The following is a 26183-nucleotide window of genomic DNA, read 5'->3' as shown; positions in this document are numbered from 1 at the left end:
GGCAAGCTCGCTCACCACAAAAGTGCCAGGCAGAAAATATTACTTGAAGCGCCGCTCCACGCCTTTCTCCACCAGAATCTTCGCTGAAATCTCTTCAACCGAAAAATGCGTGGAATTGATGTGCGCAATATTCTCGCGACGGAACAGATTTTCTACTTCGCGCACTTCGAACTCGCACTGGGCATAGCTTGAGTAGCGACTGTTGGGCTTGCGCTCGTTGCGGATGGCCGTCAGGCGGTCCGGGTCGATGGTCAGGCCGAACAGCTTGTGGGAGTGGGCGCGCAGGGCGGCCGGCAGCGTCAGGTGTTCCATGTCGTCTTCGGTCAACGGGTAGTTGGCTGCGCGGATGCCGAATTGCATGGCCATGTACAGACAGGTAGGCGTTTTGCCGCAGCGCGACACGCCCACCAGGATCAGGTCGGCCTTGTCGTAGTAGTGCGTGCGGGCGCCATCGTCGTTGTCGAGGGCGAAGTTCACCGCCTCGATACGCTCCATGTAGTTGGAGTTATGCCCAATGGAATGGGACTTTCCGACGGAGTAGGAGGAGTGTTCACTCAACTCCTGCTCCAGTGGCGCCAGGAAGGTCGAGAAAATGTCGATCATGAAACCATTCGACGTTGCGAGAATCTCACGGATGTCTTGATTGACGATGGTGTCGAAAATGATCGGCCGAAAACCGTCTTTTTCAGCCGCCAGATTGATTTGTTGTACCATGGCCCGCGCTTTATCCACGCTGTCGATATAGGGCCGCGTGAATTTGGCGAAGGTAATGTTTTCGAACTGCGCGAGCAGGCTTTGACCCAATGTTTCGGCTGTGATGCCGGTGCCGTCGGAGATAAAGAAAGCAGATCGTTTCATTTGAGCCCTGGGCCTTAAGCTGATGGCGAATCTTGGATATGATAGGCGCGATTTTGCCGTCCCGCAGTGGGCCGCATTCTCACTTATTTTCCAGGTCCAGGCCACAAGCGCTGGCGAACGCTCCTACTGAGCAGCCGGCGTCCTGAGCTTTTCCAACACAGAAAGTGGAGAGATCACCTTGGTAGAGTACGTAGTTTCCCTCGATAAGCTCGGCGTCCATGATGTAGAGCACGTAGGGGGCAAGAACGCATCCCTCGGCGAGATGATCAGTAATCTTGCAGGCGCAGGTGTGTCGGTGCCCGGTGGTTTCGCCACCACGGCCCAGGCTTACCGCGATTTCCTCGAACTGAGCGGCCTCAACGCTCAGATCCACGCCGCGCTGGACGCCCTGGACGTCGATGACGTCAACGCCCTGGCCAAGACTGGCAGCCAGATCCGCCAGTGGATCATGGACGCCGAGTTCCCCGAGAAGCTCAACGAAGAAATCCGCACCGCCTTCGCCGCTCTGTCGGCCGGCAATCCGGATATGGCCGTTGCCGTGCGTTCCTCCGCCACCGCCGAAGACTTGCCGGATGCGTCCTTCGCGGGTCAGCAAGAGACCTTCCTTAACATCCGTGGCGTAGAAAACGTGATCCGCGCCGCCAAGGAAGTGTTTGCCTCTCTCTTTAACGACCGCGCCATTTCCTACCGCGTACACCAAGGTTTCGACCACAAGCTGGTGGCTTTGTCTGCCGGTGTGCAGCGCATGGTGCGTTCGGAAACCGGCACCGCCGGCGTGATGTTCACCCTGGACACCGAGTCAGGCTTCCGTGACGTGGTGTTTATCACCGGCGCCTACGGCCTGGGCGAAACCGTCGTACAAGGCGCGGTCAATCCGGACGAATTCTACGTACACAAGCACACCCTTGAAGCCGGCCGCCCGGCCATCCTGCGCCGCAACCTGGGCAGCAAGGCGATCAAGATGATCTACGGCGACGAGGCCAAGGCCGGTCGTTCGGTCAAGACCGTTGATGTGGACAAGGCCGAGCGCGCACGTTTCTGTCTGTCCGACGCTGAGGTCAGCGAATTGGCCAAGCAAGCCATGATCATCGAAAAGCACTACAAGTGCCCGATGGACATCGAATGGGCCAAAGACGGTGACGACGGCAAGCTGTACATCGTGCAGGCCCGCCCGGAAACCGTGAAGAGCCGCACTTCGGCCAACGTCATGGAGCGCTACCTGCTGAAAGAAACCGGCACCGTGCTGGTGGAAGGCCGTGCCATCGGCCAGCGCATCGGCGCCGGCAAGGTGCGGATCATCAAGGACGTGTCCGAAATGGACAAGGTCCAGCCAGGTGACGTACTGGTCTCCGACATGACCGACCCGGACTGGGAACCGGTGATGAAGCGTGCGAGCGCCATCGTCACCAACCGCGGCGGCCGTACCTGCCACGCGGCGATCATCGCCCGTGAGCTGGGGATTCCGGCCGTCGTGGGTTGCGGCAACGCCACCCAACTGCTCAAAGATGGTCAGGGCGTGACCGTATCCTGCGCCGAAGGCGACACCGGTTTCATCTTCGAAGGTGAGCTGGGCTTCGACATCAAGCAGAACTCCATCGACGCCATGCCGGACCTGCCGTTCAAGATCATGATGAACGTCGGCAACCCGGACCGTGCCTTCGACTTCGCACAGTTGCCGAACGCCGGTGTGGGCCTGGCCCGCCTGGAATTCATCATCAACCGCATGATCGGCGTGCACCCCAAGGCCCTGCTGAACTACGACGGCCTGCCGCTGGACATCAAGGAAAGCGTCGACAAGCGCATCGCCGGTTATAACGACCCGGTGGGCTTCTACGTCGAGAAGCTGGTGGAAGGCATCAGCACCCTGGCGGCGGCGTTCTACCCGAAAAAAGTCATCGTGCGCCTGTCGGACTTCAAGTCCAATGAATACGCCAACCTGATCGGCGGCAAGCTCTACGAGCCGGAAGAAGAAAACCCGATGCTGGGTTTCCGCGGCGCCTCGCGTTACATCAGCGAAGCGTTCCGTGATTGCTTCGAGCTGGAATGCCGTGCGCTGAAACGTGTACGCAACGAGATGGGCCTGACCAACGTCGAGATCATGGTGCCGTTCGTCCGCACCCTGGGCGAAGCGAGCCAAGTGGTCGACCTGCTGGCTGAAAACGGTCTGTCCCGTGGCGAAAACGGCCTGCGCGTGATCATGATGTGCGAACTGCCGTCCAACGCCATTCTGGCCGAAGAGTTCCTGGAGTTCTTCGACGGCTTCTCCATCGGCTCCAACGACCTGACCCAGTTGACCCTGGGCCTGGACCGCGATTCGGGGATCATCGCCCACTTGTTCGACGAGCGTAATCCTGCGGTCAAGAAGCTGCTGGCCAACGCTATCCAGGCCTGTAACAAGGCTGGCAAGTACATCGGCATCTGCGGCCAAGGCCCTTCCGACCACCCGGACCTGGCCAAATGGCTGATGGAACAGGGCATCGAAAGCGTCTCGCTGAACCCCGACTCCGTGCTGGAAACCTGGTTCTTCCTGGCGGAAGGCCAAGCGTCCGTCTAAGGTCGTTACGTCAAAAGTGCCGGTCACTCGTTATGGGTGACGGCATTCTTATCTGTACAGGGCGGGAATCCTTGCGGACGCCGCCCTTTTTTGTGCAAGAGCATTATGCAAAGCAGCAGCAACCTGTTTCCCGTCGCCCTGATCAGCGCTGAACGTCGTGGCGACCTGAGTGAAGACGTGTACCGCCTCAAACCCGGTAACAGCCCCGACGGCACCGTCGAGCTGGCGGTTACCCGTTTGGGTCTGGCCGATGTCCCGGAAAACCGGGGCATTCCGGTTATTTTGTTGCACGGCAGTTTTTCCAACCGGCGCTTCTGGTATTCACCCAAAGGCATCGGCCTGGGCGCTTATCTGGCGCGCCAGGGGTTTGATGTGTGGATCCCGGAAATGCGCGGCCATGGCTTGTCCAAGCGCAACCATGACTATGCGAAAAATCGGGTTGCCGACTATGCGCGCTATGATTTGCCGGCCATCGGCGCGTTTGTGCGCGAGCAAAGTGCCCAGGTCCCCCATTGGATCGGCCACTCCCTGGGCGGTACAGCCTTGGCAGCGGCGCTGGGTGGTCAGCACCTGGGCGCGCCGGCAGTGGCGTCGGTGGCCTTGTTTGGTTGCCAGGTCAGTCGCACCCACTGGCCCCTGAAACTGCCTCCGGTGGAATGGACCGGTCGATTGCTTCTGAAACGCTTTGGGGAGCTGTCCGGCTCACGCCTCAAACGCGGCCCGGAGGACGAACCGGCGGGCGTGCTGATCGAAGCCATGCGTTGGAATGGCCTGTTTGGACGCTTTGGCGAAGGTAAACAGGACTGGTGGAAAGGCCTGGCAGAAGTCGATGTGCCGCTGTTGGCTGTCAGTGCCGCCGGTGATCATCAGGACCCTGACTGGGCCTGTCGCAAGCTGTTCGAGCAAATCGGTTCTGAGCATCGCCAATACCTTTGCCTGGGGCGCCAGCAAGGGTTTACCGATGATTTCGGGCATGTGGAAATGCTTGTAAGCAAGGCCGCCCAAGCCGAAGTATGGCCACTGGTGGCGCAATGGTTGAAAGACCCGCTCACACCTTTGTTTGGCGCCCCGGCCGACGTGCTGGCGACGGTTTGACGCAGCGCTCTGCCAAGGGCGTTTCGCTCGTGCAAGGTTGCGGCTAAGATATGACGCGCTGAACGCTTCTGGTCATATTCAGTCGCGCAGTGGCTCTTGCGTTGCGGCGAAGCGAATGGGATGTTCCCCGTCCGCTTCGACCGGTACTTCTTTGAAAGACACTTCTTTGGCAGAAAGGAATTTTTCGATGAACCATTACGTGACCCCCGACCTGTGCGACGCCTACCCGGAACTGGTGCAGGTGGTCGAGCCGATGTTCAGCAATTTCGGCGGCAGAGACTCCTTCGGTGGCGAGATCGTCACCATCAAGTGCTTCGAAGACAACTCGTTGGTCAAGGAGCAAGCCGACCAGCCGGGCGCCGGCAAGGTGCTGGTGGTCGACGGGGGTGGTTCCTTGCGGCGTGCTTTGTTGGGCGACATGATTGCCGAAAAGGCTGCGAAAAACGGCTGGGAAGGGCTGGTGATCTACGGTTGCATCCGTGATGTCGATGTCATCGCCCAGACCGATCTTGGCGTGCAGGCCCTGGCCAGCCATCCAATGAAGACCGACAAGCGCGGTATCGGTGACCTGAACGTGGTGGTCACGTTTGCCGGCGTGACATTCCGTCCGGGTGAGTACATCTATGCGGACAATAATGGCGTGATCGTGTCGCCAAGTCCGTTGAAAATGCCTGAATAAACCGCAATAAACGACGGGGTGAGGATGTTCGAGGAAGAAAACGCGCAGTGGGGCCTGGTGCATGCCCTGGTGCTGGACGGTAAAGGCGGTGCGCGTTCGATTGCCCGGACTGAGCTGGATGACTTGCAACTGCAGCCTCAGGAAAGCCTGTGGCTGCATTGGGATCGCAGCCACCCGCAAACGCAGACCTGGCTGCGTAAATCCAGTGGCCTGAGCGAATTCGCCTGCGACCTGTTGCTGGAGGAAAACACCCGTCCGCGCCTGTTGCCGCTGCCGGAGGCCGAGCTGCTGCTGTTCCTGCGTGGGGTTAACCTCAACCCCGGCGCGGAGCCGGAAGACATGGTTTCGGTGCGTATCTTCGCTGCCTCCAGCCGTGTGATTTCGCTGCGTCTTCGCCCGTTGCGGGCTACCGATGAACTGCTGGTGCAACTGGCAGAGGGCAAGGGGCCGAAAACCGCGTCCGAACTCATCCTTTATATGGCGCAGTACCTGACCAATAAGGTGCAGGATCTGGTCACGGACCTGTCTGAAATCGTGGATACCGAGGAAGAAAAACTCGATACCGACGAACGGTACACCCCGGAGCACGGCAGCGTGCTGCAGATACGCCGGCGAGCGGCCGGGCTCAAACGGTTTCTGGCGCCGCAGCGGGATATTTTTGCCCAGCTGACTCGGATCAAATTGCCGTGGTTCTGCGACGACGATGCCGACTACTGGAACGAATTGAACAACAGCCTGACTCGCTATCTGGAAGAGCTCGAATTGACCCGCGAGCGCGTGGGGCTTGTGCTGGAGGCCGAAGATAGACGCCTCAGCGTGCGCATGAACCGCACCATGTACCGCTTCGGGATCATCACCGGGATCTTCCTGCCGATGAGCTTTTTGACGGGCCTGCTGGGTATAAATGTGGGCGGTATACCGTTCTCCGGGAGCCCTTACGGATTCATGGTGGCGTGCCTGTTGATGGTGTCGGTAGCGCTCGGACAATGGTGGCTGTTTCGACGATTGCGCTGGGTTTGAGCTGAATATCAGCTGAACGTAGGAAGGGTCATATGTGACCCCAGGAATTTTACCCTCGTCTTTTAAATCACTTGCGAGAGGTCTATATGCACGATCCGTTCGAACAGTCTTTACGTGACATGCTCAATGCCTCGCCGTCCAACCGCGACGACGATGCCTGCCTGGGCCGCGTGTTGAAAACCGCTAACCGCCAGGTGGGCGCGGGTGACCTGTTCGGTCTGCTCGGCCGCTGGGTGCCGGCATTGATGATGGCCCTGAACAACGGTTCGGCCCACGTATCGCCTGTTTCTCGTCGTAAACCTCTTGCTCGCACTGCTGATAAGGCTGATTGAATATGGAACTTGATCTCTGGACCCAGAGCCTGGTCACCGCGATGACCGCATTGTGGACCAAGGTGGCGAATTTCATTCCCAACCTCTTTGGTGCGCTGGTCCTGGTATTGCTGGGCTTTGTCGTCGCCAAGCTGCTCGACACCCTGTTGTCCAAATTGCTTGCAAAACTCGGCCTCGACCGCCTGATGGCAGGCACCGGCCTGACCAAGCTGCTGGGGCGCGCCGGGCTGCAAGTGCCGATCTCCACGTTGATCGGCAAGATCGTTTATTGGTTCGTTTTGCTGATTTTTCTGGTTTCTGCGGCTCAATCCCTTGGACTTGAGCGAGTTTCAGCTACGCTCGACATGCTGGCGCTGTATTTGCCGAAGGTTTTCGGCGGTGCGCTGGTGCTGCTGGTAGGTGTTCTGCTGGCGCAACTGGCCAATGGGCTGGTGCGCGGCGCTGCCGAAGGCGTGGGGCTGGACTATGCTGCTGGCCTGGGGCGGATCGCTCAGGGGCTGGTGATCATCATCAGTATTTCGGTCGCGATCAGCCAGTTGGAGGTCAAGACTGACCTGCTCAACCATGTGATTGTGATCGTTTTGATTACCGTTGGTCTGGCCGTTGCGCTGGCCATGGGCTTGGGAAGCCGGGAAATTGCCGGCCAGATTCTTGCGGGAATCTATGTGCGTGAGCTGTATCAGGTAGGGCAACAGGTGCGTGTAGGCGAGGTCGAAGGGCAAATCGAAGAGATCGGCACAGTCAAGACGACAGTGCTGACCGATGACGGTGACCTGGTGTCGTTGTCCAATCGGATTCTCCTGGAGCAGCAGGTCAGTAGCCGCTAACCCGGCAAACCCTGCTAATGTACGCCGCCGCAAACCCGGCTGACCGGGCTGTAGCGGACATTGACCTGACTGTCGGCACGACTTGTTTTGAATAAAGCCCAAACGCTGTCCACGCGCTACGACCCCCGTGAGCTCTCTGATGAGGAGTTGGTCGCGCGCTCGCACACGGAGCTGTTTCACGTAACTCGCGCGTACGAAGAATTGATGCGCAGGTATCAACGCACTCTGTTCAACGTTTGTTCAAGGTATTTAGGGAACGATAGAGATGCGGACGATGTCTGTCAGGAAGTGATGCTAAAGGTGCTGTACGGCCTGAAGAACTTCGAGGGCAAATCGAAGTTCAAGACATGGCTGTACAGCATCACGTACAACGAGTGCATCACGCAGTATCGGAAGGAACGGCGAAAGCGTCGCTTGATGGACGCTCTGAGTCTGGACCCCCTTGAGGAGGCGACCGAAGAGAAGGCGCCGGCACCCGAGGAGAAGGGCGGGCTCGATCGCTGGCTGGTGTATGTGAACCCGATTGATCGGGAAATTCTGGTGCTACGTTTTGTCGCAGAGCTGGAATTCCAGGAAATCGCTGACATCATGCACATGGGTTTGAGTGCTACAAAAATGCGTTACAAACGTGCTCTAGATAAATTACGTGAGAAATTTGCGGGCGAGACTGAAACTTAGTGCGTGGCAAATATCTCTTACGTGTAGGCAAGTTCTGTTAGACTTGTCGCCGAGTTGTCCCCCGGTTTGTGGGACTGCTTTACAATCACCAGATGGGGATTTAACGGATGAAACTGAAAAACACCTTGGGCTTGGCCATTGGTTCTCTTATTGCCGCAACTTCTTTCGGCGTTCTGGCACAAGGCCAAGGCGCAGTTGAAGGCGAGCTGTTCTACAAGAAGCAGTACAACGATAGCGTCAAGCACATCGAAGACGGCTTCAATCCTGGCGCTCGCATCGGTTACTTCCTGACCGACGACCTGTCCTTGAACCTGTCCTACGACAAAACCAACCACACCCGTTCGAACGACGGTACTGGTAACCAGAAGATCAAAGGCGATACCGGCAGCCTGGTTGCCCAGTATCACTTCGGTCAAGCTGGCGTTGACAGCCTGCGTCCATACGTAGAAGGCGGTTTCGGCCACCAGAGCCGTGGCAACGTTAAAGCTGACGGCCACAGCGGTCGCGACCAGACTACCTTCGCTACCGTTGGTACTGGCGTGAAGTACTACTTCACCAACAACCTGTACGCTCGTGCCGGTGTTGAAGCTGACTACGGTCTGGACAACGGCAAGTGGGACTACTCCGCACTGGTCGGCCTGGGCGTAAACTTCGGCGGTAACGCTGGCGCAGCTGCTCCAGCTCCTACCCCAGCACCAGCTCCAGAGCCAACTCCAGAGCCAGAAGCTCCAGTTGCTCAGGTTGTTCGTGTTGAGCTGGACGTTAAGTTCGACTTCGACAAAGCCACTGTTAAGCCTAACAGCTACGGCGACGTGAAAAACCTGGCCGACTTCATGGCTCAGTACCCAGCTACCAACGTAGAAGTTGCTGGTCACACTGACTCCGTAGGTCCAGACGCTTACAACCAGAAGCTGTCCCAGCGTCGTGCTGACGCTGTTAAGCAAGTCCTGGTTAAAGACGGCGTTGCTCCTAGCCGTGTAACTGCTGTTGGTTACGGCGAATCCCGCCCAGTTGCTGACAACGCAACTGAAGCAGGTCGTGCTGTTAACCGTCGCGTAGAAGCGTCGGTTGAAGCTCAAGCTCAGTAATTACTGAGTAGAAAAAAGCCCGGCTCAGGCCGGGCTTTTTTTCGCCTGGAATTTGCCTCAGGCACTGGCCTCTGCTGCAAAGTGGGCAGCCTGCTCCGTGGCGGCAACGCTGCCGATCACCAGGATTGCCGGGCTCTTCAACGCGAAGGCATGGGCATCCTCGTGCATCCGCGACAGCTCGCTGCGGCATTCGCGCTGCTGGGGCAGTGATGCATTTTCTATCATCGCCACCGGCATATCCGCTGCCATCCCACCTTCGAGCAATTGCTGGCGAATCTCCTCCAGCTTGGCCACCCCCATATACACCACTAATGTCGTGCCACCCTCAGCCAGCGCACGCCAATTAAGCCGGCTGTCGTCCTGAGTGTGCGCCGTGACCAGGGTCACGCCTCGGCTGACACCGCGTAACGTCAGAGGAATCGCGCAGTTCGTCGCTCCCGCCAACCCAGCGGTGATCCCATTGACCAACTCCACCTCGACGCCGCGCTCGCGCAACCATATAGCCTCTTCGCCACCCCGTCCGAAAATGCACGGGTCGCCGCCTTTGAGCCGAACTACGCATTTTCCTTGGCGGGCATAACGCAGCATCAGGCGGTGGATGAAGTCCTGCGGTGTGGAACGGCAGCCGCCGCGTTTGCCCACGGTAATCACGCGAGCCTCGGCGCAGTGCTCCAGCACGGCCGGGTTGACCAGATCATCGATCAACACCACATCGGCTTCGTTCATGGCCCGTACGGCCTTGAGGGTCAGCAACTCCGGGTCGCCAGGGCCTGCGCCCACCAGCCAGACTTTTGCGTTCATGTGTTTTCCCTCGCGTTGAGACTGCGTCAGCTGTGAAAGAGTGAGTAGAGGAGCACCAGATTGAGCAACATCGACAGCAGCGCCAGGGTTCGCCAGACCTTCAACGGCTCTCGCTCCAGCAACGGCCGGGGGCGAATGCTCAATTCCTGGCGATCCGCCTGCTCCAATACCCGCAACCACTCTTCGGCGGTTTCGTAGCGTTGTGCGGGTTGAGCGGCCACGGCCCGTTCCAGGCTCAGCGGTAGCCAGTCCGGCAGGTCGGGGCGATAACGGCTGGCGCTGACCGCCTGGGTAAACCGGGGCCGTTGGAAGGCTTCGACTTCTCCGTAGGGGTAATGCCCGGTCAGCAGGTAATACAAGGTGACGCCTACGCTGTATAAATCCTGCTGCGGCGTAGGACGGTCGCCATTAAACGCTTCGGGCGCGATAAAACTAGGGGTGCCAGGCAGCACATGGGCGCGGTCCTCTGAAAGGCCGGGGCAGTAGGCCAGACCGAAATCCAGCACGCGCAATTCACCGTCATCCCCCAGCAGCAGGTTTTCCGGCTTGATATCGCGGTGCAGAATCTGCCGTCGATGCAGCATGCCCACTGCGCGCAGCAAGCGCTCGGCCACGCCCTGCCATTGCGCCAGGGGCAGCGGGCCTTGCCGCTGAAACAGCTCGGCGAGGGTCTGCCCTGGATATTCACGCATCACGTAGTACAAATGCTGACGCCCGCTGGCCGCATGGACTTCAGGAAACGCCCGACCGGCGACCCGCCGCAAAAACCACTCTTCCGACAGCAATGCCTGGCCGGCGTCGCTGTCATCGTCGCGGCTCAAGGGCAGGGTTTTGAGCAGCCAGGGTTGCTGCTGGGCGTCGCGTACCCGGTACAACAATGACTGCCTGCTTTGCGCCAGCACGGCGTCCACTTGCCAGCCTTCAAAGTGTTGCCCGGCTTTGAGCATCGGTGGCAAGGGCCATTGCTGCAACTGCACCAAAGCATCGCCGAGGGTGGCTTCGCCGAGGGTGTCGACACGCACCAACAGCGCGCTGGCATTGTCCTGGCTACCTGCCAGATGCGCGGCGTTGACCAGAGTGTTTACCGCCAGGTCCAAGTCGCTTTGTTCGCGCAGGATCGCGCTGATGCTGTGATCGCCCAGGGTCGCCCACACGCCATCGCTGAGCAGCAGGAAACACTCACCCTCGCGCAATTGACCGTCGAGAAAATCCAGTACCAGATGCTGATCCAGGCCGAGCGCGCGCTTGAGCACATGCTGCATGCCCGGCTGCTCCCACACATGGTCTTCGCTGATGCGCTGCAACTCGCCGTCCAGCCAGCGATACACCCGGCAATCGCCGACATGGGCCAGGGTGAAGCGCTGCCCGCGAAAGACCAGGGCACTGAGGGTGGTCAGCAGCGGCTGACCACGCCATTGGCCTGCAGCCAGCGATTCTGTGCGAGCAGCAAGCGCTCCAGTGCCTGGGCCACGCCCCAGGTTTGCGGCGTGGCGTAGTAATCCAGGGCCAGGGCCTGCAAGGTAGAGCGGGCGGCCAGGCCACCGTCGGCACACTGGCTCACGCCGTCGGCCAGGGCGCACAGGTAGCCTTTGCTCGCCGCCAGTTCCGCGGCGGGGGTCACCACCCGCAGCGCGTCCTGGTTTTCCGCCCGTGGGCCGATGGCGCTGGCGTGGGCGACGCTCAGTTGCAGGCTCATCAGACGCGCGCGGCGGTCACGGCTGCCGAGCCCCAGGTGGTCCTCCAGCGCCGCTTGACGCCATGCAGGCCGAACCAGGCCAACACGCCCAGGCTCGCGAACAACCACAGGGCCAATTGGTAGCTTCCGGTGCTCTGCTTGATCGCACCCATGCCCGCCGCCAGGGCGAAGCCGCCGATGCCGCCGGCCATGCCGATCAGGCCGGTCATCACGCCGATCTCACGACGAAAACGCTGGGGCACCAACTGGAATACCGCGCCATTGCCCGCGCCCAGACCGAGCATGGTGCAGACGAAAAGAGCCAGCGCCGCGTAGGAGCTGGGCAGGTTGAAGCCGACTGCCGCAATGCAGATGGCCGCGACGCTGTACATGCCAAGCAGCGTGCGAATCCCGCCGAAACGGTCGGCCAGTGCGCCGCCCAGAGGGCGCATCAGGCTGCCACCGAACACGCAGGCGGCGGTGTAGTAGCCGGCGGTCATGGGGCTCAGGCCGTATTGGTCGTTGAAATAGCCGGGCAGGGCGCTGGCCAGGCCGATAAACCCACCGAAAGTCACGCTGTAGAAAAACATGAACCACCAACTGTCGCGGTCGCCCAGGGCCTTGAAGTAATCAGCCATGGACTTGGCTTTTGGCCGCTCAGGGGCATTTTTTGCAAGCCAGGCGAAGACGATCAGGGTCAGGATCAGCGGGATCAGCGCAAAGCCGAACACGTTGCTCCAGCCGAACGCCGCCGCCAGCACCGGGGCCAGCAACGCCGCGAACACCGTGCCCGAATTACCGGCCCCGGCGATGCCCATGGCCTTGCCCTGGTGCTCGGCTGGATACCACTGGGACGCCAGCGGCAACGCCACAGCAAAGGATGCGCCGGCCATGCCGAGGAACAGCCCCAGCAACAAGGCTTGTTCGTAGCTGTGAACCCCTAGTTTCCAAGCGCCGAACAACGCCACGATCACGATCACCTGGCCAATCAGCCCGGCTGTCTTGGGCGACAGCTTGTCCGCCAGCATGCCCATCAAGAAGCGCAACACAGCGCCCGCCAGGATCGGCGTCGCCACCATCAGGCCCCGCTGTTGCGTGGTCAGGTGCAGGTCGGCGGCAATCTGCACCGCCAGCGGGCCCAACAAGTACCAGACCATGAAGCTCAGGTCGAAATACAGGAACGCGGCAAACAGGGTCGGGGTGTGCCCGGATTTCCAGAAGCTTGATTTCATCACGCACCTCAACGGTTGGGAGTCTTGTAAGAAGGCCTGGTGATGGAACAGCCGGCTAAGGCCGCCCCACCGGCCCCGTGCTGCTGGGGCCAAAACGAAAAAACGCCGCCACCGGGTTCGCGAGGGCAAACCGGATGTGCGACGTCTTTGTCGTGGAGGGGCAACCGCCGTTGGTTACCTGTGATGATTACTTAGCAAGTCCTGCGCCAACCTCCTACGAGTGTTTAGCCGAGCAACTCACTCATGGCGATAATCTGCTCTGCCACCTGGATCAGTTTCTGCTGGCGGCTCATGGCTTGGCGGCGCATCAGGGTATAGGCCTCTTCCTCATTGCAGGCTTTCATTTTCATCAACATACCTTTGGCCAACTCGATGCGCTTGCGCTCGGCCAACTGCTGATCGCGCTCCTGAAGCTGGGCGCGCAAGGCCTGGTCGCTTTCAAAGCGGGCCATGGCCACGTCGAGGATGGGTTGCAGGCGCTGGGCCTGTATGCCCTCGACGATGTAGGCACTGACTCCGGACTTGATGGCCTGGCGCATCACATTCGGGTCATGCTCATCGGTAAACATCACGATCGGCCGGGGCTGGTCGCGGCTGACCAGCACCACTTGCTCCATCACATCGCGGCCCGGTGACTCGGTATCGATCAGAATTACATCTGGGCGCACTGTTTCGACGCGTGCGGGCAGGTCGATGGTCAGTCCGGACTCATCGATCACCTCGAAGCCGGCTTCGATCAGTGCTGTACGCAGGCGCCCGACCTTGCGCGGGGTGTCATTGATCAACAGGATTCGCAGCATAGATGTGCTCCTGTCAGCGCAAGGCTTGGCGGTTGGCGTGGTCGGCGAGGGCATGCAGCCGGAAGCTGTGGGCGTAGCCGACGGGATCCGAGCCGTCCCAGACCTTGCCGTCGATCAACTGGCTGCTGCGCATGTCCTGGCTTTGCGCGGTGATGCCCAAGGCATCGGCCGCCTGGCGATAGAGCGCCAATTGCTGGACCTGGCGGGCGACGCCCAGATAGTCAGGGTCATCGCGCAGCAGGCCCCAGCGTCGAAACTGGGTCATGAACCACATGCCATCGCAGAGGTACGGCAGGTTCACTTCGCCACCGGCAAAAAAACGCAGGGCATGGGGATCCTGCCAGTGGTTGCCCAGGCCGTCGTCATAAATACCCAGCAGACGGGGTTCGATGCAGTCGAGGGGCGCGTCGAGGTATTCGCGGCCGCTGAGCAATTGCGCGGTGGAACGCCGGTTTTCGGTACTTTCTTCAATAAAACGGCTGGCCTCGAGGATGGCCATGACCAACACACGGGCAGTGTTGGGGTATTGGTCGACGAAGGCCTGGGTACAGCCGAGCACTTTTTCCGGATGGTTCGGCCAGATCGCTTGGGTGGTTGCCAGGGTAAAACCCTGATTTTGCGCAACTGCGCTGGCACTCCAGGGTTCTCCGACGCAAAAGCCATCAATGCGCCCGGCTTGCAGGTGCGCGACCATTTGCGGGGGCGGTACCACCACGCTGTCCACATCCTGTAACGGATGAATGCCCTGACTCGCCAGCCAGTAGTACAACCACATGGCGTGGGTACCTGTGGGAAAGGTCTGGGCAAAGGTCAGTTTTGTTCGGCTTTGGTGCACGTGACGGTCAAGCGCCTCAGGAGTGACCACTCCTTGCTGTTGCAGGCCATGGGACAGGTTGATGCTTTGACCGTTCTGGTTCAATCCCATCAACACGGCCATGTCGGTGGGCGCAACGCCGCCAATGCCCAGGTGAACGGCATAGATCAGCCCATACAGACTGTGGGCGGCGTCCAGTTCACCACTGACCAGTTTGTCCCGCAGGTTGGCCCACGACGTTTGGCGCTTGAGGTTGAGTGTCAGGCCGTAGGGTTGCGCGAAGCCCTGGGTGGCGGCCACCACCAGTGAGGCGCAATCGCTCAAAGCCATGAAGCCCAGGTCGAGGCTGCTCTTTTCCGGAGCATCACTGCCGTTGACCCACGCCAGCGGGTCGTTCGTCGGGCTGCTGCCTACCGAATCGTTCATCAACACCTACCTTTTCTTTCAAAAAAAAGCGTCGTTCCCTCAGATGGCGATGCAAGGCCATTGCGGGTAACGACGCCTTTGTCCGTAAGCCCGCTCCGCCGTTGGAGTGCGCTCTGATACAGAGTGCAAAGCAAGGCACATGCCACGGGCCGACAAGGACGGTAGGCCGTCAACTTTCCATCAAGATTGAAAGTGGGCGGCCTCTCAGTATGGCCGCTTCTCACTGCCAGACCGGCCAGGAAACCCAAGGTGTACGCTGATTTCACCGCAATGATGCCCCGCTTCTGGTTTCTGCTTGCCGCATTGATGCTGGGCAGCAACGGTGCCTGGGGGGAGACCTATCAGGCGCAGGACGAAAGCTTGCACACCGTCTTTACAGTCTTGTCCGCGCCTTTAGGCCTCCCCATCGTTGTGAGCCGTGACGTAGCGCGCACGCGCATCAGTGAGCTCATTGACCTCGATACGCCTCAACACGCGCTGGAGACGCTTGCATTGCAATACGGCTTGATCTGGTACAGCGATGGCCAGGTGCTTTATCTCTATGACGCAAGTGAGGAAAAAAGCTCGGCAGTGGCGTTGCGGCATATCTCCGTTGACAGGTTTCGCAGCCTCATGCGTCGCGCCGGGATTGATGAAACACGCTATCCGCTGCGGGTGAGGGGCGCACGGACGTTTTACGTGTCCGGCCCGCCGAATTATGTCGACCACGTGTTGCACCTGGCCCAATTGATGGACCGCGAGCGTGCCGATTTAAGTGTAGGCACCCAGGCGTTTGCAGTGGTGCAGGTACTCAATACGCATGTGGCAGACCGCGAGTACGGGATGGGCAACGAAAAGATCATCGTGCCGGGAATCGCGTCGACGATCGAAACCGTACTGGCGGCCGAACAGAAGGGGCCGCTGGCAGACAAGAGTCTGGCCGTAATCGCCTACCCGGATACCAACAGCCTGCTGATCAAGGGCAAACCTGCGCAGCTTAGTGTCATCGAGCGACTGGTGGCAGAACTGGACACACCCAAGCGGTCTGTGGAGGTTTCGTTATGGATGGTGGATGTCGATGGCGACGAACTGAAAAAGCTCGACCCAGCCTGGGATAAGGACGCCAAGACTCAGGCCACGCGAATTATGGCGCCGCTGGACGATAACCGTCTGATGGCGCAAATCGCCACTCTGGAGCGCCAGCGCAGAGCGAGGGTGACGACGTTACCGGTGATTCTCACCCAGGAGAACGTGCCGGCGGTGTTTCAGGACAACCACACCTTTTACCTGCCCCGTCCCGGAGATGACTCAGCCGACTGGAGGCCCGTACGTTATGGCGCACAGGTCAGCGTGCTGCCGCGTTTCGCCGAAGCGAACCAGATCGAGATGCTGCTCCACGTTGAGGATAGTCGCCAACTGAGCGAAGCAGGGCAGGGTGGCAAACCGGCTGCGGTCGGGCGGGTGGGTATCAGCAGCGTGGTGCGGGTGCCACAGGGCAAGCGCCTGTGGCTGGGCGCGTTTAGCCGTGAGGTTCGCGAGCCGGGCCGTAGCGCGGTAGCGTCGGGGTCCGCCAAGGTGCGCCTGTTTGTAATTCAGGCGAGGGCCGTGGACAGCGAGTTGAAGTCGCCGGGATCAGGCCTTGGTCCGCCCCCGTTGACGGCGGCTCAATACGAGCGTGTGCAGCGTGCATTTGTACGTCCGGGTCGCGATATCTCTCCGTGAATAAGGTGTTAACCCATGCATTTGGAAATTCTTCTACAGGAACAACGGGTCAGTCGCAGGCGCCTGGCAGCCTTTGCGTCTGGGAAGGTGTTGCCGTTAGCGCCTGAGGTTATTCACTGTGTGGAGTTACGGGTTGATGGCCTGTTGTTCGCCATGGGTGAGCTGGTGCAGTTGGAGGACCGGCTGGGGGTTGAGCTGCATGAAGTTTACGAGGGGTGGGGAGCCGCTGGCGGGTAGAGAAAAGTCCTACGGACAGGCTCTGAAAAATCCTGAATGCATGGCTTTTTCTTACGGTGGACTGCAAGGCAGGTTTTTATAGTTGTGAGATGGGCGCTAGAGCCGTAGTGGAAATAGGGACTTCAATGTCAGTAGTCGGATGCCGAGGTAGATATGGCCGTCGTGAGTGATGGGGTGACGGTGACTTCCCAAGTTTTTTCCCAGTGGACCCTGCATGGCGATGGTCGCCTCACTGGCGAGGGCACTGATGTGCAGTTGCCACCCAAGGAGTGGCATGTGTTGCGGTTGCTGCTGGTATCAGGTGGCGTGCTGATGACTAAGGACCAATTGCTGGAGCTGGCCTGGCCCCAGGGGGACGTCGCCGAAGAGTCGCTGACGCGGTGCATTTATTCGTTGCGCAAGCACCTGGGTGCAGACAAGGGGTTTATCAAGACGATATACGGTCGAGGGTACCGCTTTACCTGCCCGGTGAGGGCCGTGTCGCCAGTTCAAGGTCGCACCGGGCAGCTGGAGCATGTGTGTTCGGCCTGTGGTCAAGTCAACCATGGGTAAGGTGTGGCGCGCAGTGCTGTTGCTTGGGGTCTTGATGAGTAGCAATCAGGCGCTGGCCTTTTGCTGGGAGGAAACCGCCCGTCGCTACGATATCGAACCGGAGTTGCTGCAAGCGATCGCTGCCGTGGAGTCGGGCTATCGCCCAGACGCGGTGAATCGCGCCAACAGTAATGGCACCCGGGATATTGGCCTGATGCAGATCAACAGCATCCACTTGCCTCGTTTGCTCAAGCAGGGCATCACCGAAGAGCGGCTGTTGAGTGAACCCTGCCTGTCGGTGGAAGTGGCGGCGTCGATCCTGGTCGAGTTCATCCAGCGCTTTGGTTACAACTGGACGGCGGTGGGGTCCTACAACGTCGGGCCAGGTCCCGGACCACTGCGTGAGGCGCTGCGCATGCGCTATGCAGAAAAAGTCTGGGGGCGTTATGAGGCTTTGGTAGAGCAGCGTTATTGACGTTTGGGCGGCACGCCTCGCGTGCACCCCGTCACCCCGGCTATAATCGCCGCCACCTTTCGCCGCCATCCGAGTCTAGCCCGCCCATGTATACCCTGGCCCGCCAGCTGTTGTTCAAACTCTCCCCGGAAACCTCCCACGATCTGTCCCTGGACCTGATCGGTGCCGGTGGCCGTCTGGGGCTCAATGGCCTGGTATGCAAGGCCCCGGCAAAGATGCCGGTGTCGGTAATGGGGCTCGACTTCCCTAACCCGGTCGGACTGGCCGCCGGCCTGGACAAGAACGGCGCGGCCATTGATGGTTTTGCACAACTGGGTTTTGGTTTTGTCGAGATCGGCACTGTGACGCCGCGACCGCAACCGGGTAACCCCAAGCCGCGTATTTTCCGTTTGCCGGAAGCGGAGGCGATCATCAATCGCATGGGGTTCAACAACCTCGGCGTCGATCACCTGCTGTCGCGGGTTGAGGCAGCGAAGTACAAGGGCATCCTGGGCATCAATATCGGCAAGAATTTCGATACACCGGTCGAGCGTGCAGTCGATGACTATCTGATCTGCCTGGACAAGGTCTACGCCCACGCCAGCTACGTCACCGTCAACGTCAGCTCGCCCAACACGCCGGGCCTGCGCAGCTTGCAGTTCGGTGATTCCCTCAAGCAATTGCTCGAAGCGTTGCGTCAGCGCCAGGAAGACTTGGCCCTGCGCCATGGCAAGCGCGTACCGCTTGCAATCAAGATCGCCCCGGACATGAGCGACGAAGAAACCGTGCTTGTGGCTCAGGCCTTGGTGGATTCCGGTATGGACGCAGTGATCGCCACCAATACCACCCTCAGCCGTGTCGGCGTGGAAGGGTTGGCCCATGGCGATGAAGCGGGTGGCTTGTCAGGTGCGCCGGTGCGGGACAAGAGTACTCACATCGTCAAGGTGCTGGCTGCTGAGCTGGCCGGGCGTCTGCCTATTATTGCGGTGGGTGGTATTACCGAAGGCAGGCACGCGGCCGAGAAGATCGCCGCCGGCGCAAGCCTGGTGCAGCTGTACTCCGGCTTTATCTACAAGGGCCCGGCGCTGATTCGTCAGTCGGTGGATGCCATCGCCGCATTGCGTTGAAGGATCGCCCATTAAAAAGGGCTCCATAAAGGAGCCCCCTGGGCCGAAGCCCGCCGCCCGGATAGGACGTGCGTGGTTAAGTCGTTACATATTCGTGGTGGTGTCGGAATTAAGTGCCCTTGATTAGCCGACGGCGTGAAGTTCGTTGAGTCTGTGGATTCCCGCAGTGCCAGTCATACCGTCCCAGTTGTCGCCACGTCCTTCTCGCCAGCCGTTGATCCAGGCTTGGCGTACCGACGGTAGAGTAAATGGGCAAAGCTCACGGGATTTGCCATGAACGCCATATTGATATCCGCGTAAAAATGCTCTTTCCAACGGATCACGCTTAAGTCTTCTCATAGGGTGTTTCCCTCACTTGTTGACTGTCTTGATATCCTTCGGCCTCGTCTGAGGCCGGGCAGAGTTTTTCTGCCGTTGGTGGGCTCGCTGCCGGCGTGGCGAGCCTAAGTGTCGACGTCGTTACGGCGCCAACCTGTGTTGAGTTCTAACCAATAGGTCACATGGATTCAATGATCGTTTTGTCATAAGCACGTAACGATAACGATGCTATAGCCATAAGCTGGGATGGCTTTTCGCCCCATTTGTGCGGCAAAGCCAGCTATGATGCACCCTGCAAAGAGGACAGGTTTAATCCTTTAGTGAGAATGTCCCCCTGTTGCGGTCGGTTACTATTCGACGAAGGGTCGGAATATTTCTTTTTGTTGCTTCAAAAATTCACTCTGCCCCGTCAATAAAGGCTTAAGGGCCCGTCAGACGGGGTGGGACGGCACATTCGTGCCACGCGGGCACTCTTCAAGAAAAGTGCTTGATTGAAAACCGAGCCGGCGATGCGTCGCCCGTTCATTTATTGCTGAAAAGCTTGGATTGCCCCATGTCGGACCGTTTTGAACTCTTCCTCACCTGCCCCAAGGGCCTCGAAGGCCTGCTGATCGAGGAAGCCGTCGGGCTTGGCCTTGAGGAAGCCCGCGAGCACACCTCGGCCGTGCGCGGCATGGCCGACATGGAAACCGCCTACCGCCTGTGCCTCTGGTCGCGCCTGGCCAACCGTGTGCTGCTGGTGCTCAAGCGCTTCCCGATGAAGGACGCCGAAGACCTTTACCATGGCGTGCTGGATATCGAGTGGGCCGACCATATGGTCAGCGACGGCACCCTGGCCGTGGAATTCAGCGGTCACGGCTCGGGCATCGACAACACCCACTTCGGCGCGCTGAAGGTCAAGGATGCAATCGTCGACAAGCTGCGCACCCCGACCGGCGAGCGCCCGTCCATCGACAAGATCAACCCGGACCTGCGCATCCACCTGCGCCTGGACCGTGGCGAAGCGATTCTCTCCCTCGACCTTTCCGGCCACAGCCTGCACCAGCGCGGCTACCGCCTGCAGCAGGGCGCAGCACCGCTGAAGGAAAACCTGGCGGCCGCGATCCTGATCCGTGCCGGCTGGCCGCGCATCGCTGCCGAAGGCGGCGCGCTGACCGACCCGATGTGCGGCGTGGGCACGTTCCTGGTCGAAGGCGCGATGATTGCCGCCGACATGGCGCCCAACCTCAACCGCGAACTGTGGGGCTTCACCACCTGGCTCGGCCACGTGCCGGCGCTGTGGAAGAAACTGCACACCGAGGCCACTGAACGTGCCGCCATCGGCATGAACAAAACCCCGCTGTGGGTGCGTGGCTACGAAGCTGATCCACGGCTGATCCAGCCTGCGCGCAATAACATCGAGCGTGCTGGCCTGAGCCATTGGATCAAGGTGTACCAAGGCGAAGTCGGCACTTTCGAGCCGCGCCCGGACCAGAACCAGAAAGGCCTGGTGATCTGCAACCCACCCTACGGCGAGCGCCTGGGTGACGAAGCCAGCCTGTTGTACCTCTACCAGAACCTCGGCGAGCGTCTGCGCCAGGCGTGCATGGGTTGGGAGGCGGCGGTGTTCACCGGCGCGCCGGACCTGGGCAAGCGCATGGGCATCCGCAGCCACAAGCAGTATTCGTTCTGGAACGGCGCCTTGCCGTGCAAACTGCTGCTGATCAAGGTCAACCCAGACCAGTTTGTCACCGGCGAGCGCCGCACCCCGGAGCAGCGCCAGGCCGAACGTGAGCAAGCCGCTTACGATCAGGCCCCGGTCGAGCCACAAGAGCGCCAGTACAACAAGAACGGCAATCCGATCAAGCCAGCCCCGGCCCCCGTGGTCGAGCAGGCGCGCCTGAGCGAAGGCGGGCAGATGTTCGCCAACCGCCTGCAGAAGAACCTCAAGCTGCTGGGCAAGTGGGCCAAGCGTGAAGGCGTGGATTGCTACCGTGTGTACGACGCCGACATGCCGGAATACTCCATGGCCATCGACCTCTACCACGATTGGGTGCACGTACAGGAATACGCCGCGCCGAAGTCCATCGACCCGGAAAAAGCCTCCGCACGCATGTTCGATGCCCTGGCGGCTATTCCCCAGGCGCTGAACATCGACAAGAGCCGTGTGGTGGTCAAGCGTCGCGAGCGCCAGAGCGGCACCAAGCAGTACGAGCGCCAGAGCGCCCAAGGCAAGTTCACTGAAGTCAGTGAAGGTGGCGTGAAGCTGCTGGTCAACCTCACCGATTACCTGGACACCGGCCTGTTCCTCGACCACCGCCCGATGCGCATGCGTATTCAGAAGGAAGCGGCCGGCAAGCGCTTCCTCAACCTGTATTGCTACACCGCTACCGCCAGCGTGCACGCAGCCAAGGGTGGCGCCCGCAGCACCACCAGCGTCGACCTGTCCAAGACCTACCTGGACTGGGCGCGTCGCAACTTCTCTCTCAACGGTTTCTCCGACAAGAACCGCCTGGAGCAGGGCGACGTGATGGCGTGGCTGGAAGCCAGTCGTGATGAGTTCGATCTGATCTTCATCGATCCGCCGACCTTCTCCAACTCCAAGCGCATGGAAGGTATCTTCGACGTGCAGCGTGACCACGTGCAGTTGTTGGACCTGGCCATGGCGCGCCTGGCCCCGGGTGGCGTGCTGTATTTCTCCAACAACTTCCGCAAGTTTGTGTTGGAAGACAACCTCAGCGAACGCTACGCCGTCGAGGAAATCAGCGACAAGACCCTCGACCCGGATTTTGCGCGCAACGCCAAGATCCACCGCGCCTGGAAAATCACGGCTCGCGGATAACCAACAGCCTAAAGCCGCAAGCCTGGTTTATTCCGGTCTTGCGGCTTTTTTGCGCTGGTCAAACCCTGGGCCGATGGCTATAACTTAAGGCCTAGCCAAAGTGACACCCCCGCACGCTGGCGTTGTGAGTGTTGCTTATGCCGATGCAAGCCGTTCGCCCGAAAATACTAGGTTTTATCAGTGAACAGGCGTCGGCTTGGCTGGTGGCATTGGTGGTGTTTCTGGCCGGCGCTGCGCTGACGCTCATTGTCGCCTGGGCGGCCTCGGACCTCTATCAACAACAGGTGCGCCAGCGTTTTCAGTTGTTGGTCAACGAGCGCTATACCCGTCTGCAGGAACGCTTCGAAGATCAGGAGCAGCGCCTCAACAGCCTTCGGCGGTTTTTCGTCAATTCCGACGACGTGTCTCGCGAAGAGTTCGATGGTTTCGCCCAGCCTTTACTGTTGCGCACCCGTGCCTACTCCTGGGCGCCGCGGGTGTTTCGCGAGCAGCGCAGCCAGTTTGAACACGAGGTGTCCCAGCAGCGCGGCGTGTCTTTTGTCATCCGTGAATTGAATACTGCCGGTGAGCTGGCTCCGGCGCTCGAACGCGATGAATACGTGCCGGTGCTCTACAGTCAGACCCAAAGCCTGCTGGGTTCGCCCCTGGGGTTTGATCTGCTGGCCCAACCCCTGCGGCGTTCAGCCCTTGAACGTGCACAAAAGAGCGGCAAGCTGGCGGTGTCCCAGCCCATGCAACTGGTCGGCGTCGAGCCTGCCTACGCCACCGGTGTGTTGCTGGTGGCGCCGGTCAGCCACCTGCCCACTTCCGATCAGTCCCAGAATGAGCCCTTTGGCTACGTGATGGCGGTGATCAGCATGCGCCAGTTAGTGGCCGATGGTTTGCCCAAGCCGGAACGGGACAACCTGGTGATGCAGATCGTCGACACTTCCGACCTGCAGAAGCGCGTGCTCTATGAGTCCGGCAATACCGTGGGAAGCAGCGACCTGCTCGGTGCGCGGCGCCTTACCCTGGGTGACCATGTGTATGCCCTGACCCTGCGTCCGAGCCAGGTGTTCGACCAGTCCAACCATTCCTCCCTGACCACCGTCCTGACCATGGGCGGCTTGCTCAGCCTGTTGCTCAGCGCCTTGCTCTATGTGCTGGTCAGTCAGCGTCAGCGCGCCGTGAAGCTGGTGGAGCAGCGCACTGTGCAGTTGCGTGTGCGTGAGCAGGAGTTGCGCGCTGCCCACGGCCAATTGCGCAGCGTGCTGAATGCTGCGACCCAGGTGGCAATCATTGCCACCGACTTGCGCGGTGTTATCAATACCTTCAACGCCGGTGCCGAGCAGATGCTCGGGTTCTGCGCCGAGCAGGTTGTGGGCAAATTGACCCTGGAAAGCCTGCACCTGGCGCCGGAACTGGAAGCCCGTGCTGCCAGCCTGAGCGTGGCCCTGGGCAAGCGAATCCCTGCCAGCCAGGCGATGCTGGTGGAGAGCCCCGACAACCTGCACGAAGCCCGCGAATGGACCTTGGTGCGCGAGGATCGCAGCCAATTGACCGTGAACATGCTGGCCACTGTGCTGCTGGATGATCACGGTTTGTGGATCGGGCACCTGGCGATCTACCTGGACATTACCGAGCAGAAACGGGTTTACGAAGCGTTGGCGGCCCGCGACCGGCTGCTCAAGAAACTCAGCGCCCATGTGCCCGGCGGGATCTTTCAGTTCACCCTTGAACCCCAGGAAAACTGGCGGTTTATCTATGCCAGCGATGGCATGCGCGACATTTATGAAATCGAAACCGGGGTGTTGCAGCAGGACGCGAAGAAGGCCTTCGAGCGCATCCACCCGCTGGACGTGGAGCGGGTACGCGCCTCGATTCGCCTGTCGGCGTTGCAGTTGAGCCATTGGCGCGAAGAATACCGGGTGCTGTTGCCGCAACGGGGGTTGCGCTGGATTCGCGGCGAGGCCACGCCGGAAGAATTACCGGGTGGCGGTACGCTGTGGCATGGCTATGTGTCGGACATTTCCGATTTGAAGCGGGTTGAAGAGGAGTTGCGTGCGCTGTCCATCACTGACTCACTGACCGGGATCCACAACCGCCGCTACTTCCAGGACCGCCTTAGGGCCGAAATGGTGCGACTCAATCGGACCAATGGGGCGTTGTCGGTGATCATGCTCGATATTGACCACTTCAAGCGCATCAACGACAAGCATGGCCACGCGGTCGGCGATACGGTGTTACAGGAGTTGTGCAAGCGCATCAGCGAACGCTTGCGCCGCACCGATGTGTTCTGCCGGCTGGGTGGTGAGGAGTTCATGGTGCTGTGCCCCCACACGGATGGGGAGCAGGCCTATAGCTTGGCGATGGAGTTGTGGCAGTCACTGCGCAACGAGTCAATGGAAACGGTGGGCATCGTCACCGCCAGCTTTGGCGTGGCCAGTTGGCGGATCGATGAAGGTATTGACGGGTTGTTGCTGCGCGCCGACTCGGCTGTGTATGTGGCCAAGCAGGCGGGCAGGGATCGGGTAGAAGCGGAGCGGCTTCGGGCTTGATTAACAGGGGCTTTCAGGTAAGCCAGCTCCCACATTGGATCGATGTCGTTATTTAGAGCACAGGCGCAGCCGCTGCCAGTTTAGGCTGGCGATACAGGTCCAGCAGCACCTGATCCAGCACCGACGAGGCACCCCATGGCTTCGGATCGTTGAGAATCGCCACCACCGCCCAGGTATTGCCGTTGTTGTCGCGGCTGAATCCGGCAATGGCGCGCACGGTGTTCAGCGTGCCGGTCTTGACGTGGGCTTCGCCGCGCATGGCCGTGGTCTTCAGGCGTTTGCGCATGGTGCCGTCGGTGCCGGCAATTGGCATCGAACTGATGTATTCCGCCGCGTAAGGGCTCCTCCAGGCGGCTTGCAGCATGGCAGCCATCTCACGGGCGCTGACCCGTTCGGCACGGGACAGGCCGGAGCCGTTCTCCATCACCAGATGCGGCGCAGTAATGCCTTTTTTCGCCAGCCATTGGCGCACTACACGCTGCGCGGCCTTGGCATCATCACCGTCGGCATCGTTGCGAAACTGCGCGCCGAGGCTCAAGAACAGCTGCTGGGCCATGGTGTTGTTACTGTACTTGTTGATGTCGCGGATGATTTCCGCCAGGTCCGGCGAGAAGGCGCGGGCTAACACCTTGGCATCCTTGGGCACGGGTGCCTGGATATCACGACCCTGGATGCTGCCGCCCAGTTCCTGCCAGATTGCCCGCACGGCGCCGGCGGTATAGGTGGCATGGTCGAGCAGCGACAGGTATGTCTGCGAGCTGCAGCCTTCGGCCAACTGTCCGCTGACGGTCACTGTCATGCTGCCATCGGCGGCAGTGACCGGGTTGTAGCGCACGTCGCCGGTGCACTGCTTGGCGTTGGAGACTTTGACCTGGTTGTCGATGCGGATGCTGGCAATGGGTGGCTCGACCGACACGATCACGCGGCCCGAGTCGTTGCGGGTCACAAAGCGCAGCGCCTTGAGGTTGACCAGCAGCGCGTCCGGCTTGACCAGGAACGGTTTGTTCTCGTCGTTACCATCGTCATTGAATTCAGGCAATTGCGGTTGGTTGAAGAAGCTGCGGTCGAGCACCAGGTCGCCGGTGACCTGCTGCACGCCATTGGCGCGCAGGTCACGCATCAGCAGCCAGAGTTTTTCCATGTTCAGCTTGGGGTCACCGCCGCCCTTGAGGTACAGGTTGCCGTGCAACACGCCACCACTGAGGGTGCCGTCGGTGTAGAACTCGGTTTTCCACTGGTGGTTGGGGCCGAGCATTTCCAGGGCCGCGTAGGTGGTGACCAGCTTCATGGTCGAGGCGGGGTTCACCGAGACGTCAGCATTGAAAACCGTGGGGGTGCCGGGGCCATTCAGAGGAATCATGACCAGGGACAAGGCGGTGTTTTGCAGCTTGGCTTTGGCAAGTGCCTGCTGGACATTTGGCGGCAGGGTGGTGTTGACGGGGGCGGCGGAGACGGAAAAAGCCAGTGGCAGAATAAAACCGGCAAAAAATACTGAACGCAAAGATTTGATCATAAGAAGTAAAACCCTACTGCTGAGGAGGGTGAAAAAGGCGAGGGGTAAATAAGAAAAATCCCTCA

22 protein-coding genes and 1 pseudogene are annotated in these 26183 nt (G+C 60.1%); 15 read left to right on the top strand and 8 right to left on the bottom strand.

Annotated features, from left to right (window positions below):
- Nucleotides 1-39 precede the first annotated feature (39 nt).
- Nucleotides 40-858: a posphoenolpyruvate synthetase regulatory kinase/phosphorylase PpsR gene (gene ppsR, locus IQK56_RS17480; protein ID WP_003193298.1), complete on the bottom strand. Its 819-nt coding sequence runs from the start codon at nt 856-858 to the stop codon at nt 40-42.
- Between the two features lie 178 nt (nt 859-1036).
- Between ppsR and ppsA the strand changes: the two genes are divergently transcribed.
- From ppsA to IQK56_RS17440, 8 genes are all read left to right on the top strand, one after another.
- Nucleotides 1037-3412 carry a phosphoenolpyruvate synthase gene (ppsA, locus tag IQK56_RS17475; RefSeq protein WP_122306698.1) on the top strand — a complete coding sequence of 792 codons (2376 nt, stop codon included), beginning with the start codon at nt 1037-1039 and terminating at the stop codon, nt 3410-3412.
- Nucleotides 3413-3517: 105 nt separating this feature from the next.
- Nucleotides 3518-4507 carry an alpha/beta fold hydrolase gene (locus IQK56_RS17470; RefSeq protein ID WP_193863342.1) on the top strand — a complete coding sequence of 330 codons (990 nt, stop codon included), beginning with the start codon at nt 3518-3520 and terminating at the stop codon, nt 4505-4507.
- A gap of 187 nt (nt 4508-4694) precedes the next feature.
- Nucleotides 4695-5186, top strand: coding sequence for a ribonuclease E activity regulator RraA (rraA, locus tag IQK56_RS17465; protein WP_017527456.1), 492 nt, complete (start codon nt 4695-4697; stop codon nt 5184-5186).
- A gap of 24 nt (nt 5187-5210) precedes the next feature.
- Nucleotides 5211-6206: a zinc transporter ZntB gene (locus IQK56_RS17460; protein ID WP_193863344.1), complete on the top strand. Its 996-nt coding sequence runs from the start codon at nt 5211-5213 to the stop codon at nt 6204-6206.
- A gap of 86 nt (nt 6207-6292) precedes the next feature.
- Complete coding sequence (locus tag IQK56_RS17455; protein WP_025854229.1) at nt 6293-6538, top strand: hypothetical protein; 246 nt, start codon at nt 6293-6295, stop codon at nt 6536-6538.
- A 2-nt stretch (nt 6539-6540) separates the two neighbouring features.
- The gene (locus IQK56_RS17450) at nt 6541-7365 is read left to right on the top strand and encodes a mechanosensitive ion channel family protein (RefSeq protein WP_003175519.1); all 825 of its coding nucleotides are present in this window, start codon (nt 6541-6543) and stop codon (nt 7363-7365) included.
- Nucleotides 7366-7452: 87 nt separating this feature from the next.
- On the top strand, nt 7453-8043 hold the full coding sequence (gene sigX / locus IQK56_RS17445) for an RNA polymerase sigma factor SigX (protein ID WP_099582702.1): 591 nt from the start codon (nt 7453-7455) through the stop codon (nt 8041-8043).
- 107 nt (nt 8044-8150) lie between these two features.
- Nucleotides 8151-9131 carry an OmpA family protein gene (locus IQK56_RS17440; protein WP_122306696.1) on the top strand — a complete coding sequence of 327 codons (981 nt, stop codon included), beginning with the start codon at nt 8151-8153 and terminating at the stop codon, nt 9129-9131.
- Nucleotides 9132-9188: 57 nt separating this feature from the next.
- Here IQK56_RS17440 and cobA read toward each other — a convergent pair whose 3' ends face one another.
- From cobA to IQK56_RS17415, 5 genes and pseudogenes are all read right to left on the bottom strand, one after another.
- Complete coding sequence (gene cobA / locus IQK56_RS17435) at nt 9189-9932, bottom strand: uroporphyrinogen-III C-methyltransferase (protein ID WP_150676340.1); 744 nt, start codon at nt 9930-9932, stop codon at nt 9189-9191.
- A gap of 26 nt (nt 9933-9958) precedes the next feature.
- Nucleotides 9959-11628 (bottom strand): annotated as a pseudogene (locus tag IQK56_RS17430) (bifunctional protein-serine/threonine kinase/phosphatase).
- Nucleotides 11628-12839, bottom strand: coding sequence for a nitrate/nitrite transporter (locus IQK56_RS17425; protein ID WP_099582699.1), 1212 nt, complete (start codon nt 12837-12839; stop codon nt 11628-11630). The pseudogene IQK56_RS17430 and the gene IQK56_RS17425 overlap by 1 nt, the downstream one beginning before the upstream one ends.
- Nucleotides 12840-13063: 224 nt before the next feature.
- Nucleotides 13064-13639, bottom strand: coding sequence for an ANTAR domain-containing response regulator (locus tag IQK56_RS17420; RefSeq protein WP_112196449.1), 576 nt, complete (start codon nt 13637-13639; stop codon nt 13064-13066).
- A 13-nt stretch (nt 13640-13652) separates the two neighbouring features.
- Nucleotides 13653-14879: a CmpA/NrtA family ABC transporter substrate-binding protein gene (locus tag IQK56_RS17415; RefSeq protein WP_122306693.1), complete on the bottom strand. Its 1227-nt coding sequence runs from the start codon at nt 14877-14879 to the stop codon at nt 13653-13655.
- Nucleotides 14880-15152: 273 nt separating this feature from the next.
- Here IQK56_RS17415 and sctC point away from each other — a divergent pair, with 273 nt between their 5' ends.
- The 5 genes from sctC to IQK56_RS17390 all read left to right on the top strand — a co-directional run bounded on the left by sctC (nt 15153) and on the right by IQK56_RS17390 (nt 18929).
- Complete coding sequence (sctC, locus tag IQK56_RS17410) at nt 15153-16580, top strand: type III secretion system outer membrane ring subunit SctC (RefSeq protein ID WP_193863363.1); 1428 nt, start codon at nt 15153-15155, stop codon at nt 16578-16580.
- A 15-nt stretch (nt 16581-16595) separates the two neighbouring features.
- Nucleotides 16596-16817 (top strand): FliM/FliN family flagellar motor switch protein, encoded by a 222-nt coding sequence (locus IQK56_RS17405; RefSeq protein WP_122306692.1) that lies wholly within the window; start codon nt 16596-16598, stop codon nt 16815-16817.
- A 153-nt stretch (nt 16818-16970) separates the two neighbouring features.
- Complete coding sequence (locus IQK56_RS17400) at nt 16971-17369, top strand: winged helix-turn-helix domain-containing protein (RefSeq protein ID WP_122306691.1); 399 nt, start codon at nt 16971-16973, stop codon at nt 17367-17369.
- On the top strand, nt 17362-17823 hold the full coding sequence (locus IQK56_RS17395) for a transglycosylase SLT domain-containing protein (protein ID WP_191629755.1): 462 nt from the start codon (nt 17362-17364) through the stop codon (nt 17821-17823). Before IQK56_RS17400 ends, IQK56_RS17395 begins: the two co-directional genes overlap by 8 nt.
- An 86-nt stretch (nt 17824-17909) precedes the next feature.
- The gene (locus IQK56_RS17390) at nt 17910-18929 is read left to right on the top strand and encodes a quinone-dependent dihydroorotate dehydrogenase (RefSeq protein WP_122306690.1); all 1020 of its coding nucleotides are present in this window, start codon (nt 17910-17912) and stop codon (nt 18927-18929) included.
- 123 nt (nt 18930-19052) lie between these two features.
- On the opposite strand, the gene rmf is transcribed toward IQK56_RS17390, so the two are convergent.
- A complete protein-coding gene (gene rmf, locus IQK56_RS17385; protein WP_002553055.1) occupies nt 19053-19268 on the bottom strand; it encodes a ribosome modulation factor in 216 nt (71 codons plus the stop codon).
- A 532-nt stretch (nt 19269-19800) separates the two neighbouring features.
- Between rmf and rlmKL the strand changes: the two genes are divergently transcribed.
- A complete protein-coding gene (gene rlmKL, locus IQK56_RS17380; RefSeq protein WP_099582693.1) occupies nt 19801-22068 on the top strand; it encodes a bifunctional 23S rRNA (guanine(2069)-N(7))-methyltransferase RlmK/23S rRNA (guanine(2445)-N(2))-methyltransferase RlmL in 2268 nt (755 codons plus the stop codon).
- 137 nt (nt 22069-22205) lie between these two features.
- On the top strand, nt 22206-24605 hold the full coding sequence (locus IQK56_RS17375; RefSeq protein WP_193863355.1) for a sensor domain-containing diguanylate cyclase: 2400 nt from the start codon (nt 22206-22208) through the stop codon (nt 24603-24605).
- Nucleotides 24606-24657: 52 nt separating this feature from the next.
- Here IQK56_RS17375 and dacB read toward each other — a convergent pair whose 3' ends face one another.
- Nucleotides 24658-26118 carry a D-alanyl-D-alanine carboxypeptidase/D-alanyl-D-alanine endopeptidase gene (gene dacB / locus IQK56_RS17370; RefSeq protein ID WP_150676335.1) on the bottom strand — a complete coding sequence of 487 codons (1461 nt, stop codon included), beginning with the start codon at nt 26116-26118 and terminating at the stop codon, nt 24658-24660.
- Between the last annotated feature and the right edge of the window lie 65 nt (nt 26119-26183).

The organism is Pseudomonas cyclaminis, from assembly GCF_015163715.1.
GTDB classification, from domain to species: Bacteria; Pseudomonadota; Gammaproteobacteria; order Pseudomonadales; family Pseudomonadaceae; genus Aquipseudomonas; species Aquipseudomonas cyclaminis.
The sequence above is the reverse complement of the archived record's forward strand: the minus strand, read 5'-3'. Positions and strand labels throughout refer to the sequence as shown.

Excerpts from the sequence above, each read along its gene's own strand:
- ppsR (WP_003193298.1), bottom strand. The coding sequence starts at position 858 with ATGAAACGATCTGCTTTCTTTATCTCCGACGGCACCGGCATCACAGCC.
- IQK56_RS17470 (WP_193863342.1), top strand. The coding sequence starts at position 3,518 with ATGCAAAGCAGCAGCAACCTGTTTCCCGTCGCCCTGATCAGCGCTGAA.
- rraA (WP_017527456.1), top strand. The coding sequence starts at position 4,695 with ATGAACCATTACGTGACCCCCGACCTGTGCGACGCCTACCCGGAACTG.
- IQK56_RS17460 (WP_193863344.1), top strand. The coding sequence starts at position 5,211 with ATGTTCGAGGAAGAAAACGCGCAGTGGGGCCTGGTGCATGCCCTGGTG.
- IQK56_RS17455 (WP_025854229.1), top strand. The coding sequence starts at position 6,293 with ATGCACGATCCGTTCGAACAGTCTTTACGTGACATGCTCAATGCCTCG.
- IQK56_RS17450 (WP_003175519.1), top strand. The coding sequence starts at position 6,541 with ATGGAACTTGATCTCTGGACCCAGAGCCTGGTCACCGCGATGACCGCA.
- IQK56_RS17440 (WP_122306696.1), top strand. The coding sequence starts at position 8,151 with ATGAAACTGAAAAACACCTTGGGCTTGGCCATTGGTTCTCTTATTGCC.
- cobA (WP_150676340.1), bottom strand. The coding sequence starts at position 9,932 with ATGAACGCAAAAGTCTGGCTGGTGGGCGCAGGCCCTGGCGACCCGGAG.
- IQK56_RS17425 (WP_099582699.1), bottom strand. The coding sequence starts at position 12,839 with ATGAAATCAAGCTTCTGGAAATCCGGGCACACCCCGACCCTGTTTGCC.
- IQK56_RS17420 (WP_112196449.1), bottom strand. The coding sequence starts at position 13,639 with ATGCTGCGAATCCTGTTGATCAATGACACCCCGCGCAAGGTCGGGCGC.
- IQK56_RS17415 (WP_122306693.1), bottom strand. The coding sequence starts at position 14,879 with ATGAACGATTCGGTAGGCAGCAGCCCGACGAACGACCCGCTGGCGTGG.
- sctC (WP_193863363.1), top strand. The coding sequence starts at position 15,153 with ATGCCCCGCTTCTGGTTTCTGCTTGCCGCATTGATGCTGGGCAGCAAC.
- IQK56_RS17405 (WP_122306692.1), top strand. The coding sequence starts at position 16,596 with ATGCATTTGGAAATTCTTCTACAGGAACAACGGGTCAGTCGCAGGCGC.
- IQK56_RS17400 (WP_122306691.1), top strand. The coding sequence starts at position 16,971 with ATGGCCGTCGTGAGTGATGGGGTGACGGTGACTTCCCAAGTTTTTTCC.
- IQK56_RS17395 (WP_191629755.1), top strand. The coding sequence starts at position 17,362 with ATGGGTAAGGTGTGGCGCGCAGTGCTGTTGCTTGGGGTCTTGATGAGT.
- IQK56_RS17390 (WP_122306690.1), top strand. The coding sequence starts at position 17,910 with ATGTATACCCTGGCCCGCCAGCTGTTGTTCAAACTCTCCCCGGAAACC.
- rmf (WP_002553055.1), bottom strand. The coding sequence starts at position 19,268 with ATGAGAAGACTTAAGCGTGATCCGTTGGAAAGAGCATTTTTACGCGGA.
- rlmKL (WP_099582693.1), top strand. The coding sequence starts at position 19,801 with ATGTCGGACCGTTTTGAACTCTTCCTCACCTGCCCCAAGGGCCTCGAA.
- IQK56_RS17375 (WP_193863355.1), top strand. The coding sequence starts at position 22,206 with ATGCCGATGCAAGCCGTTCGCCCGAAAATACTAGGTTTTATCAGTGAA.
- dacB (WP_150676335.1), bottom strand. The coding sequence starts at position 26,118 with ATGATCAAATCTTTGCGTTCAGTATTTTTTGCCGGTTTTATTCTGCCA.